Below are 12065 nucleotides of genomic sequence, written 5' to 3'. Positions count from 1 at the left end.
CGGCTGTGGATAACCCGTTTTGTCAGGTTATCCACAATTGCACATCGCCGATCAGTACCAACGCGCCTCGCCCGGCGGACGCTTCTTGAAGCGTTTCATGCTCCACATGTACTGGCTCGGATAAGCCGCCACATAACGCTCGACCACCTGACTCATCGCTGCGCAGGACGTTTCGGTGTCGGTGCTGTACATCGCTTCCGGCGCGGCTTCCAGAATCACCTTGTAGCCAGAACCGTCCGGCAGACGCAGGGCATGCAGGAACACCCCGACGGCCTTGCCACCGGCGAGCATGTTCGGCACGAACTTGCTGGTCAGGGCCTGGGTGGCGAAGAACGGCACGAAGATCCCGGCGGATTCGGCCGGCTCCGGGTCCGCCGGAATCCCCACCTGACCGCCCTTGCGCACTTCCTTGATGACGCTGAGGATGCCTTCCTTGGTCGACGCCGCCACGCGGTTGCCCAACTGCACCCGCTGCTTGCGCAGCAATTCATCCACAGCCTTGAGCTTCGGCGGACGATAGAAAATGATCGGTTTGCACTGGCTGCAATAGAAGTGGTTGAGCACTTCCCAGTTGCCCAGGTGGCTGGTGATGCCGACCACGCCTTTGCCCGACGCCAGCGCATCCTTGAGGATGTCGAGGCCTTCTACTTCGCGCACCAGGTCGATGGAACGCTGGGCCGGCCAGATCCAGGCGCAGGCGCTTTCGGTCAGGGACTTGCCGATGTCTTTCAGGCTCTGGCCGACCAGACGCTCACGTTCGGCCGGATCCATCTGTGGAAAACATTTGGCGAGGTTGATCCGCACCACATCGCGGGAACGGTTGGGGGTTTTCCACATGATCCAGCCGATCGCCGAACCCACGGCCTGCACGGCCCGCCATGGAAGCAGGGCAAACAGCCGCAGAGCGCCAACCAGCATGGCGCCTTTAAACTTTTCCACAGGTCACTCCTGATCTTGTGCTGTGCGCGAGGCGGCCATTCTAACCGGCGTTGACGAGCTGCGCGTAGCGGTCGCAGTCCTGAGTGTGATCCATGACCATGCCGGAGGCCTGCATCAGCGCATAGCAAATGGTCGGACCGACGAAGGTGAAACCGGCCTTTTTCAGGCCTTTGCTCATGGCCACGGCTTGCGGGGTGATCGCCGGGACTTCGCTGCGATCCTTGAAATGATTGATCACCGGCCGGTTATCCACAAACGACCAGAGGAAGGCCACCGGATCCTCCAGCGCCAGCCACGCCTGGGCATTGCGCCGGGCGGCATTGAGCTTGAGGCGGTTGCGGATGATCCCCGGATCGAGCATCAATTCATCGATTTCTGCGTCGCTCATCTGCGCCACGCGCTGTACGTCGAAGCCGAACAACACCTCGCGATACCGCTCGCGTTTACGCAGCACGGTGATCCACGAAAGCCCGGCCTGGAACCCTTCGAGCAAAAGCAACTCGAACAATCCCTGCGCATCGCGTAGCGGCGTGCCCCACTCCTGATCGTGGTAAGCCATGTACAGCGGATCTTCGTTGCACCAAAAGCAGCGTGGCATAAGGCTCCAGGGGGTGGAGGTGCGACTGAATCGGGTATACTCCCGCTCTTTAAATCGCAGCCCAAGAAACAGGTGAATTTCGTGAGCCAGCCTACGCCAGCCGTGCGTACCTTCCAAGACTTGATCCTCGCGCTCCAGCAATACTGGGCCGAGCAAGGTTGTGTGGTACTTCAGCCCTACGATATGGAAGTAGGCGCCGGCACTTTCCACACCGCGACATTCCTGCGTGCCATCGGCCCGGAAACCTGGAACGCCGCTTACGTACAGCCAAGCCGCCGTCCGACTGACGGCCGTTACGGCGAAAACCCGAACCGTCTGCAGCACTACTACCAGTTCCAGGTAGTCCTGAAGCCGAACCCGGACAATTTCCAGGAACTGTACCTGGGCTCCCTCAAGCATGTCGGCCTGGACCCGCTGGTCCACGACATCCGCTTCGTCGAAGACAACTGGGAATCGCCGACCCTCGGCGCCTGGGGTCTGGGCTGGGAAGTCTGGCTGAACGGCATGGAAGTGACCCAGTTCACTTACTTCCAGCAGGCGGGCGGCATCGAGTGCTACCCGGTGACCGGCGAGATCACTTACGGTCTCGAGCGTCTGGCCATGTACCTGCAGGGCGTGGACTCGGTCTACGACCTGGTCTGGGCTGACGGTCCGTTCGGCAAAGTGACCTACGGCGACGTGTTCCACCAGAACGAAGTGGAGCAATCCACCTACAACTTCGAACACGCCAACGTCGACAAGCTGTTCGAACTGTTCGACTTCTATGAAAGCGAAGCCAAGCGCCTGATCGAACTCGACCAGCCGCTGCCGTTGCCGAGCTATGAAATGGTCCTGAAGGCCTCGCACACCTTCAACCTGCTGGATGCACGCCGGGCGATCTCGGTGACCGCGCGTCAGCAATACATTCTGCGCGTACGCACCCTGGCGCGTTCCGTCGCCCAAGCCTACCTGCTGGCTCGCGCCAAGCTGGGCTTCCCGATGGCAACCCCCGACCTGCGTGACGAAGTACTGGCCAAGCTGGAGGCTGCACAATGAGTGCTCAAGATTTTCTGGTTGAACTGGGCACCGAAGAACTGCCACCCAAAGCCCTGAACACCCTGGCCGAAGCGTTCCTGGCCGGTATCGACAAGGGCCTGCAAGCCGCCGGCCTGAGCTACGAGACCAAGACTGTCTACGCCGCGCCGCGTCGTCTGGCTGTGCTGATCACCGCGCTGGCCACCCAGCAGCCGGATCGCAGCATCAACCTCGACGGCCCGCCACGTCAGGCCGCGTTCGATGCCGAAGGCAACCCGACTCAAGCAGCACTGGGTTTTGCCAAGAAGTGCGGCGTCGAGCTGAGCGAAATCGACCAGAGCGGTCCGAAACTGCGCTACAGCCAGAACATCGCCGGCAAACCGACCGCCAGCCTGCTGCCGACCATCGTCGAAGACTCGCTGAACGACCTGCCGATCCCGAAACGCATGCGTTGGGGTGCACGCAAGGAAGAGTTCGTGCGTCCGACCCAGTGGCTGGTGATGCTGCTCGGCGACCAGGTCATCGACTGCACGATCCTCGCGCAGAAGGCTGGCCGTGAATCCCGTGGCCACCGTTTCCACCACCCGGAAAACGTGCGCATCGGTTCGCCGTCGAGCTACCTGGCCGACCTGCGCGCCGCTTACGTGCTGGCCGACGCCAACGAGCGTCGCGAGATCATCAGCAAGCGCACCGAAGAGCTGGCGACCCGTCAGGAAGGCACCGCGATCGTGCCGCCGGCGCTGCTCGACGAAGTGACCGCGCTGGTCGAGTGGCCGGTGCCGCTGGTGTGCTCGTTCGAGGAACGTTTCCTCGACGTGCCGCAGGAAGCGCTGATCACCACCATGCAGGACAACCAGAAGTACTTCTGCCTGCTGGATGCCGACGGCAAGTTGCTGCCACGTTTCATTACCGTGGCCAACATTGAATCCAAAGACCCGCAGCAGATCGTCGCCGGTAACGAGAAAGTGGTTCGCCCACGTCTGACCGACGCCGAGTTTTTCTTCAAGCAGGACAAGAAGCAGAAGCTCGAAGCGTTCAACGATCGCCTGCAGAACGTGGTGTTCCAGGAAAAACTCGGCAGCGTCTACGACAAGGCCGAGCGCGTTTCGAAACTGGCCGCGTACATCGCCGCACGCATCGGCGGCAACGCTTCGTGGGCTGCCCGTGCAGGTTTGCTGTCCAAGTGCGACCTGGCCACCGAAATGGTCGGCGAGTTCCCGGAGATGCAAGGTGTCGCCGGCTACTACTACGCCCTCAATGACGGCGAGCCGGAAGACGTCGCCCTGGCGCTGAACGAGCAGTACATGCCACGCGGTGCCGGCGCTGAACTGCCTGCCACCCTGACCGGTGCGGCCGTGGCCATCGCCGACAAGCTCGACACCCTGGTCGGCATCTTCGGCATCGGCATGCTGCCGACCGGCAGCAAAGACCCGTATGCCCTGCGCCGTGCGGCACTGGGTGTGCTGCGGATCCTGATCGAGAAACAACTGGATCTGGACCTGAACGACGCCGTGGCGTTCGCCGTGAATGCGTTCGGTGCCAAGGTCAAGGCTGCCGGCCTGAACGACGCGGTGCTGGAATTCATCTTCGACCGTCTGCGTGCACGTTACGAAGACGAAGGCGTGGATGTCGCCACCTACCTGTCGGTACGTGCCCTGAAGCCGGGTTCGGCGCTGGACTTCGACCAGCGTGTGCAAGCGGTTCAGGCCTTCCGCAAACTGCCGGAAGCGGCGGCGCTGGCGGCGGTGAACAAGCGTGTGTCGAACCTGCTGAGCAAAGTGGAAGGCTCCGTGCCGACCGACGTTCAGGCCAAGTACTTTGACAACGCCAACGAGTTCTCGCTGTACTCGGCGATCCAGCAAGCGGACCAGGCTGTACAGCCAATGGCCGCGGCGCGCCAGTACAACGAATCGCTGGCGCGTCTGGCTGCCCTGCGCGAGCCGGTCGACGCGTTCTTCGACGCCGTGATGGTGAATGCCGAAGACGCCAACGTGCGGGCCAACCGTTACGCGCTGCTGGCGCGTCTGCGTGGCCTGTTCCTGGGCGTTGCCGACATTTCGCTGCTGGGTTGAGGGATTGCTGTTGAAACTGCTGATTCTCGATCGGGACGGAGTGATCAATTACGACTCCGACGCTTACATCAAGTCGGTGGAGGAGTGGATTCCGCTGCCCGGCTCGATCGAAGCGATTGCGCAGTTGAGCAAGGCCGGCTGGACGGTGGCGGTCGCCACCAACCAGTCGGGCATTGCTCGCGGCTACTACGACCTCGCCACTCTCGATGCCATGCACGCGCGCCTGCGCGAACTGGTGGCGGAGCAGGGCGGTGAAGTCGGGCTGATCGTGTATTGCCCGCATGGGCCGGACGAGGGTTGCGATTGCCGCAAGCCGAAACCGGGAATGTTGAAAACCATCGCGCAGCACTACAACGTGGCGCTGACGAATGTCTGGTTCGTCGGCGACAGCCTTGGTGACCTGGAGGCTGCCAAAGCCGTCGATTCACAGCCCGTTTTGGTAAAGACCGGGAAAGGCGAAAAGACTCAGGCCAAGACCTTGCCGGTCGGCACCCTGATTTTTGACGATCTGGCGGCGATTGCCGCAGAACTTATCCACAACTAGAGTACTTCTGAAGTTCCTGACCAGGGATTGATCGGGAGTGCGCTTGAACAGTCGGGCATCGCCCGTAACGGTAAACGTCGCCATGTCGATACTGCAGGCCATCAGAATCTTCCTCTTTTACCTGCTGCTGGGCACCACGTCCCTGCTGTGGTGCAGCCTGAGCTTTTTTATCGCGCCCTTTCTGCCGTTCAAGGCGCGTTATCGTTTCATCAACGTGTACTGGTGCCGTTGCGCCTTGTGGTTGACCAAGGTGTTCCTCGGTATCCGTTACGAAGTCAAAGGTGCGGAAAACGTGCCTGACCGGCCCTGCGTGATTCAATCGAACCACCAGAGCACCTGGGAGACATTCTTTCTCTCCGCTTATTTCTCGCCCTTGAGCCAGGTGCTCAAGCGCGAATTGCTGTACGTGCCATTCTTCGGCTGGGCCATGGCCATGCTGCGGCCGATCGCGATTGATCGCGACAACCCGAAAGCTGCGCTCAAGCAGGTCGCGGCAAAGGGTGACGAGCTGCTCAAGGACAATGTCTGGGTGCTGATCTTCCCTGAAGGCACTCGCGTTCCCCACGGCACCATCGGCAAGTTCTCCCGCAGTGGCAGCGCATTGGCGGTGAATGCGGCGCTTCCGGTGCTGCCGATTGCGCACAATGCCGGCAAGTTCTGGCCGAAAATCGGTTGGGGTAAAAAACCGGGTGTGATCACTGTGGTTATCGGTGAGCCGATGTACGCCGAAGGCACTGGCCCACGCGCCATCGCCGATTTGAACGACCGTGTGCAAGCGTGGAACGAGCAGGCGCAACGGGAAATGGGCTCGCTGCCACCGGCTCCGCAGGCACCTGCTGCCAACGATCAGGTGGTTGTCTGAGATTTTGTGGATAACCTGTGTACGGATTGTTGGAAAAGCGTCGAAATCAAAGATTAAGTGACTGATTTACTTATATATTTCTGAAGCTGATAAATCACCGTAAAAGGTGCATAAGTTTTTTTCGGAAGTAAGAAAACCGGCTGATATAGCCGGTTTTTTTATGCCTGCTCTTCAGCGATCAGCGGCAGCTCAAGGCGGAATGTGGTGCCCTGATCGATGACGCTGATGCATTCGATCCGCCCACCATGGTGATCCACCACAGCCTTGACCATCGACAGCCCCAATCCCACGCCATCGATGCCTTGAGCCGAAGAAAAACGGCGGTACTGGCTGAACAGATCGGGCAGGTCTTCAGCCCCGATACCTTTGCCCTGATCGGTCAGTTCGCAATGCAGCCAGTCATCGTGGCATCGAACGCACAACCTGACCGTAGACCCGGCCGGGCTGTACTTGATCGCGTTTTCCAGCAGATTGAACAACGCCCGGGTCAGCAGGCCCTGGTCCGCCAGCACCAGACGTTCCTGGGATTGCTCATCCATATCGTTCAGCAGTTCGATACGCTTTTGCTGGGCGATGGGCAGTGCCTGGTCCAGTACGTCCATCACCAGCATCGCAAACAGACTCGGCTGGAACTGATAGGCCTCGGATTCGGCCCGGGCCAGTAAAACGAATCCATCGGTGAGTTCCAGCGCTCGACGCACCTGGCGTTCGATCTGCTCGAACAGCGGTGAATCCGTTCCAGCCTGATGCCGGTGGACGTCGAGCAGGGCGAGGATCGCTGAATGCGGCGCTCGCAAGTCATGGGACAGAAAGCGCAACAGCACGCCGCGCTGTTCTTCGGCGGCGCGCTCGGCGCTCAGGTCGGTCAGGCTCAACAACCAGCCAATCGGCGTGTCGCCGTCCACCGGCAACAATGCGGCGCGTTCCAGGCGCAGGCTGCGCTCTTTGTGATCGCGGAATTCCAGCAGGGGCAGCTCAGACAGAGGTGGGCGCGGCTCTGTGGACAACTCCGGATAACCCAGGCTTGCCAGCTGATCGAGGACGTCTTCGCCCACCAGATTATGATCGAACAGGCTCCGGGCCTTGCGATTGCCCAACAAGACCTGTCCTCGAGGATCGCTGATCAGCGTTGCGACCGGCAGATACTCCAACCCATCGGCGATGAAGCGGCGAGTATCGCGGGTGCGGCTCATGGCTTGTTCAAGGGCCATGATCTGTCCCTGCAAACGGTCAGCGCTGGAAAAGGGCGCCCGGCGGCGTTCGGGAAACACCTTCGGTTCACTGTCCAGCCGCGACAGCTCCCAGCCGAAATAGGTGAGAACCACACTCAGGCGCCGCCAGTTCCAGATCAGATAGCCGAACAGCATGCCCAGCGCCGCAGGCGTCGGCGACCACCAACGCCGCATTTCAGCCAGGCCGGCACTGGTCAGCAGCACGCAGGCAATCCCGCCGAGCGTCACCCAGATCGCCAGACGCGGTCGCCACAGCAGCAACCCCAGCACGCAAGCCACCAGAGCGACCGACACCATCGCGCCGGCGACTGGCGCCGGATCATGCAGATTGACCTGAGCACGCCACGACAACAATGCAGTCAGCGGCAACAGCACTAGACTTATCCACACCCACTCGCGCACCAGTTGCCGAAACAGGCGTTGAACCTGACTTTGCACACGGCTTTCGTGGCGGCGTCGGTTAATCATGGAAAACAGGGCAGGGCGGGTTGAATGGTTTCATAGGCGACAGGTCTGAGGACGTAGACCCGAAGAATCATAGCGGCTCGCCCCATGGTGTGCCGCTTACTTTCACTGCTTTGGTCGAACCGCCGGTGTCGACCACCCATTACCCAAGCGACAAGGAATCCCGCGTATGCGCGTTGCGATACTGGACGATGAACCCGCCGAACTGCGCCGGGTCGAGCAGACCCTACAACAAATGGCCGAGGCCGGCGAACAGCCCTGGTCGCTGCACAGTTTCGAGCGCGGAGAAGACCTGCTGCGGCAACTGCGCCGGGAAACCTTCGACCTGCTGATCCTCGACTGGCAACTGCCCGACCTCACCGGCCTGGCGCTGCTGCGCTGGACCCGCGAGCACATGGAGGCGCCACCGGCGGCCATCATGTTGACCAGTCGCGATGGTGAGAGCGATATCGTTCAGGCCCTGAACGCCGGGGCTGACGATTACGTCAGCAAGCCTTTTCGTCCAAACGAGTTGAAGGCTCGAGTCACCGCCGTACTGCGCCGGCACAGCCATCAACGCCCGAGCGTGGCCAATGTTCTGCGTTTCAATGATCTGGTGTTCGACGACGCCGAGCTGACCGTCACCCGCGAAGGCAAACCAATCATGATGACCGAGCGCGAGTATCGGCTCGCGCATTGCCTGTTCAGTAACCTCGGCCGACCTCTGTCACGGGACTATCTATACGAAAGATTCTGGCCCCACGAAGAAATGGCCTCGTCGCGACCACTGGATACCCACATCTATCGCCTGCGCAACAAGCTCGGGCTGACGGCGGATCGGGGTTGGCAGTTGCTGACGATTTATGGGTATGGGTATCGGTTGGAGAGTGTGGCGGCAGTCTCCCCATAAGTAGGGGGCCGCGGGATCCTTACCTTCTCATTTTTAAATCATTCATCCGAAGATGGATCTCTAAGCCTCTTCGCTGCTGATTCAATTTGTTTGATGCTGCTTTCCGGGACTGGTAGGTCCTCAGGCATGGTGCCCCCCAGCTCAACAATGGTTTCCCTGACTTTCCTGCCAACCTCAAAGTGCACTTGGTTGGCATTTCCTTTTCCATGAACGTTGTCACGAACCAATTTATCTTCAGCTTGTGTTGCTCGGAATAGATTGGCGGCGAGCTCCGTAGATCCCATGTGATCAAGAATTTTCTGGGTTTTCTTCAAACCTTTGCGCTGGTGGATCGCTTTCTGATCGAGTCCACCATAAAGACCTTTATAACCGTGATTCTGGAAGATGGCGAAATCCAGACCCGACTCGACACCTGCTTGCTGCGCGACCTCCACGAGCTGTTTATTGTGCTCTCTTAGCTCATTACGTAACAAAATCCGTTTCTGGTCTTCACGCAACTGCTGGAACGAACCATCATTAGCTAATTCCTGGCGACGAGTTTGAACGGCGAAGTACGTTTGCCCTGCAGCAATTACCGGCTTGGAGGGATCTCCGTTCTGGACCACTAGATAGCAGGCATAGCGCGAAAGCTTTACATCCTGTAACTCCCTTTGAGCACCAGAACCAATAGAAACCATTCCGAGCGAATCCTCGAAATGGTCTTCGACTTCCTGACCACTGTTTTGACAAGCTTCTTTGGCCCGGGCCAAAACCGGTAGAAAATGCCGATATTCTGAGTACTCAAGCAGCTTGGCCAAGCGCCGTGCGGACCAATATTCCGCACCTTGCTGATCAGTCATTTTCAGCTCTTCAAATGACTCGTGCCGCTCATTCATCTCAAAATCTCCCAGCTGGCCGTTAAGTATTGAGTGCAACTCCAATAGTTACTGTTTTGCTTTTGCACAGCCAGCAGGGACTTATCTGCTAACAAAAAGCCCCTGTTGACGCTCTGTCAGCAGGGGCTTCAATTCCATCCGAAATCTGAAAGGGATCAGAAATCCAGGTTGGAAACCGCCAGAGCGTTGCTCTCGATGAAGTCACGGCGAGGTTCGACCGCATCACCCATCAGGGTGTTGAAGATCTGGTCTGCGCCAATGGCGTCTTCGATGGTGACTTTCAGCATGCGGCGCACGCTTGGGTCCATGGTGGTTTCCCACAGCTGATCCGGGTTCATTTCGCCCAGACCTTTGTATCGCTGGATGGTGTGGCGCTTGGTGCTTTCGGCCATCAGCCAGTCGAGGGCTTCCTTGAACTCGGTGACCGCTTTCTTGCGCTCGCCACGCTGGATGTACGCGCCGTCGTCGAGCAGGGTGCTCAGTTGAGCGCCGAGGGTGACGACAGTCTTGTAGTCGTTGCTGCCGAAGAAGTCGCGGTTGAAGGTGACGTAGTTCGACAGGCCGTGGGAGATCAGTTCGACCTCTGGCAGCCACACGCCACGTTCGCGGTCTTCACGCAGGCTGGCCTTGTAGACCAGACCGGACTTCTCGACGGTGCGCAGACGAACTTCGTACTGGGCCAGCCAGTCTTGCATCTTGGCGTGGTCGCCGAGCATTTCCAGGCTGACGGCCGGCAGGTAGATGAAGTGCTCGGTCAGCTCCTGCGGGTACAGGCGCGACAGACGCTTGAGGGTCTTCATCACCATGCGGAAGTCGTTCACCAGACGTTCCAGCGCTTCGCCGGAAATGCCCGGGGCGTCTTCGTTCAGGTGCAGGCTCGCATCTTCCAGGGCCGACTGCGTCATGTACTCTTCCATGGCGTCGTCGTCTTTGATGTATTGCTCTTGCTTGCCTTTCTTGACCTTATACAGCGGCGGCTGGGCGATGTAGATGTAGCCGCGCTCGATCAGCTCCGGCAACTGACGGAAGAAGAAGGTCAGCAGCAGGGTACGGATGTGCGAACCGTCGACGTCAGCATCGGTCATGATGATGATGTTGTGATAGCGCAACTTGTCGATGTTGTACTCTTCGCGACCGATACCGCAGCCCAGTGCGGTGATCAGGGTGCCCACTTCCTGGGACGAGATCATCTTGTCGAAACGTGCTTTCTCGACGTTGAGGATCTTGCCCTTCAGCGGCAGGATGGCCTGGGTCTTGCGGTTACGTCCCTGCTTGGCAGAGCCGCCCGCGGAGTCACCTTCCACGAGGTACAGTTCGGACAGCGCAGGATCCTTTTCCTGGCAGTCAGCCAGTTTGCCCGGCAGGCCGGCGATGTCCAGCGCGCCTTTGCGGCGGGTCATCTCACGGGCCTTGCGCGCCGCTTCACGGGCACGGGCGGCGTCGATCATCTTGCCGACAACCAGTTTGGCTTCGTTCGGGTTTTCCAGCAGGAAGTCCGAGAAGTACTTGCCCATTTCCTGTTCGACCGCGGTCTTCACTTCGGAAGACACCAGCTTGTCTTTGGTCTGGGAGCTGAACTTCGGATCCGGCACCTTCACCGAGATAATCGCGGTCAGGCCTTCACGGGCATCGTCACCGGTGGTGGCGACTTTGTGCTTCTTCGCCAAACCTTCCTGCTCGATGTAGTTGTTCAGGTTACGCGTCAGTGCAGAACGGAAGCCCACCAGGTGAGTGCCGCCGTCGCGCTGCGGGATGTTGTTGGTGAAGCACAACAGGTTCTCGTTGAAGCTGTCGTTCCACTGCAGGGCGATTTCCACGCCGATGCCGTCTTCACGCTGGATGTTGAAGTGAAACACCTGGTTGACCGCAGTCTTGTTGGTGTTCAGGTATTCAACGAACGCACGCAGGCCGCCTTCGTACTTGAACAGCTCTTCCTTGCCGCTACGCTCGTCCTTGAGGACGATGCCGACACCGGAGTTGAGGAAGGACAGTTCACGAATACGCTTGGCCAGGATGTCCCAGCTGAAGTGAATGTTCTTGAAGGTTTCGCTGGAAGCCTTGAAGTGAATCTGGGTACCGGTAGTTTCGCTGTCGCCAACGATCGCCATCGGTGCCTGAGGTACGCCGTGGACGTAGGTCTGTTCCCAGATTTTGCCGCTGCGGCGAACGGTCAGGACCAGTTCTTCGGACAGCGCGTTCACAACAGAAACACCTACACCGTGCAGACCGCCGGATACTTTGTAGGAGTTGTCATCGAACTTACCGCCGGCGTGGAGGACGGTCATGATGACCTCGGCGGCGGAAACGCCTTCCTCTTTGTGCACGTCTACCGGGATGCCACGGCCGTTGTCTTTAACGGTGATGGACTCATCCGGGTGGATGATGATGCTGATGTCGTCGCAATGGCCGGCGAGGGCTTCGTCGATCGAGTTGTCGACCACCTCGAACACCATGTGGTGCAGACCGCTGCCATCGTCGGTGTCACCAATGTACATACCGGGACGTTTGCGCACGGCATCCAGGCCTTTCAGCACTTTAATGCTCGATGAGTCGTACGTATTTTCTTCGCTCAATG

10 protein-coding genes are annotated in these 12065 nt (G+C 59.3%); 5 read left to right on the top strand and 5 right to left on the bottom strand.

Translation table 11 applies throughout. The features are described 5' to 3' along the window. Nucleotides 1-51: 51 nt before the first annotated feature. Together AC07N4_RS18320 and tag are read right to left on the bottom strand one after the other, a co-directional pair. Complete coding sequence (locus tag AC07N4_RS18320; protein ID WP_085713088.1) at nucleotides 52-939, bottom strand: lysophospholipid acyltransferase; 888 nt, start codon at nucleotides 937-939, stop codon at nucleotides 52-54. Between the two features lie 40 nt (nucleotides 940-979). Next, a complete protein-coding gene (gene tag / locus AC07N4_RS18315; protein WP_007954111.1) occupies nucleotides 980-1537 on the bottom strand; it encodes a DNA-3-methyladenine glycosylase I in 558 nt (185 codons plus the stop codon). An 81-nt stretch (nucleotides 1538-1618) separates the two neighbouring features. Between tag and glyQ the strand changes: the two genes are divergently transcribed. The 4 genes from glyQ (at nucleotide 1619) to AC07N4_RS18295 (ending at nucleotide 6029) form a co-directional block, all read left to right on the top strand. Then, nucleotides 1619-2572 carry a glycine--tRNA ligase subunit alpha gene (gene glyQ / locus AC07N4_RS18310; RefSeq protein ID WP_003187265.1) on the top strand — a complete coding sequence of 318 codons (954 nt, stop codon included), beginning with the start codon at nucleotides 1619-1621 and terminating at the stop codon, nucleotides 2570-2572. Then, complete coding sequence (gene glyS / locus AC07N4_RS18305; protein WP_096822388.1) at nucleotides 2569-4623, top strand: glycine--tRNA ligase subunit beta; 2055 nt, start codon at nucleotides 2569-2571, stop codon at nucleotides 4621-4623. The genes glyQ and glyS overlap by 4 nt, the downstream gene beginning before the upstream one ends. Before the next feature lie 4 nt (nucleotides 4624-4627). Continuing rightward, nucleotides 4628-5167, top strand: a complete 540-nt coding sequence (gene gmhB, locus AC07N4_RS18300) for a D-glycero-beta-D-manno-heptose 1,7-bisphosphate 7-phosphatase (RefSeq protein ID WP_164872121.1) — start codon at nucleotides 4628-4630, stop codon at nucleotides 5165-5167. Between the two features lie 82 nt (nucleotides 5168-5249). Continuing rightward, nucleotides 5250-6029 carry a lysophospholipid acyltransferase family protein gene (locus AC07N4_RS18295; RefSeq protein ID WP_102621183.1) on the top strand — a complete coding sequence of 260 codons (780 nt, stop codon included), beginning with the start codon at nucleotides 5250-5252 and terminating at the stop codon, nucleotides 6027-6029. A 158-nt stretch (nucleotides 6030-6187) separates the two neighbouring features. On the opposite strand, the gene AC07N4_RS18290 is transcribed toward AC07N4_RS18295, so the two are convergent. Beyond that, nucleotides 6188-7729, bottom strand: a complete 1542-nt coding sequence (locus AC07N4_RS18290; RefSeq protein ID WP_273539396.1) for an ATP-binding protein — start codon at nucleotides 7727-7729, stop codon at nucleotides 6188-6190. Between the two features lie 166 nt (nucleotides 7730-7895). Here AC07N4_RS18290 and AC07N4_RS18285 point away from each other — a divergent pair, with 166 nt between their 5' ends. Further along, nucleotides 7896-8615 carry a response regulator transcription factor gene (locus tag AC07N4_RS18285; RefSeq protein WP_493065568.1) on the top strand — a complete coding sequence of 240 codons (720 nt, stop codon included), beginning with the start codon at nucleotides 7896-7898 and terminating at the stop codon, nucleotides 8613-8615. Between the two features lie 38 nt (nucleotides 8616-8653). Here the strand turns inward: AC07N4_RS18285 and dinD are convergent, their stop codons facing one another. After that, nucleotides 8654-9490, bottom strand: a complete 837-nt coding sequence (gene dinD / locus AC07N4_RS18280; RefSeq protein ID WP_493065569.1) for a DNA damage-inducible protein D — start codon at nucleotides 9488-9490, stop codon at nucleotides 8654-8656. Between the two features lie 155 nt (nucleotides 9491-9645). After that, nucleotides 9646-12063: a DNA topoisomerase (ATP-hydrolyzing) subunit B gene (gene gyrB, locus AC07N4_RS18275; protein WP_007954129.1), complete on the bottom strand. Its 2418-nt coding sequence runs from the start codon at nucleotides 12061-12063 to the stop codon at nucleotides 9646-9648. Nucleotides 12064-12065 lie beyond the last annotated feature (2 nt).

The organism is Pseudomonas sp. GW821-FHT09E04 (assembly GCF_059416185.1).
The sequence above is the reverse complement of the archived record's forward strand: the minus strand, read 5'-3'. Positions and strand labels throughout refer to the sequence as shown.

What these genes read in the sequence shown, in the direction of transcription:
- AC07N4_RS18285 (WP_493065568.1), top strand. Translation starts at nt 7,896, where the DNA reads ATGCGCGTTGCGATACTGGACGATGAACCCGCCGAACTGCGCCGGGTC.
- dinD (WP_493065569.1), bottom strand. Translation starts at nt 9,490, where the DNA reads ATGAATGAGCGGCACGAGTCATTTGAAGAGCTGAAAATGACTGATCAG.
- tag (WP_007954111.1), bottom strand. Translation starts at nt 1,537, where the DNA reads ATGCCACGCTGCTTTTGGTGCAACGAAGATCCGCTGTACATGGCTTAC.
- glyS (WP_096822388.1), top strand. Translation starts at nt 2,569, where the DNA reads ATGAGTGCTCAAGATTTTCTGGTTGAACTGGGCACCGAAGAACTGCCA.
- AC07N4_RS18295 (WP_102621183.1), top strand. Translation starts at nt 5,250, where the DNA reads ATGTCGATACTGCAGGCCATCAGAATCTTCCTCTTTTACCTGCTGCTG.
- AC07N4_RS18290 (WP_273539396.1), bottom strand. Translation starts at nt 7,729, where the DNA reads ATGATTAACCGACGCCGCCACGAAAGCCGTGTGCAAAGTCAGGTTCAA.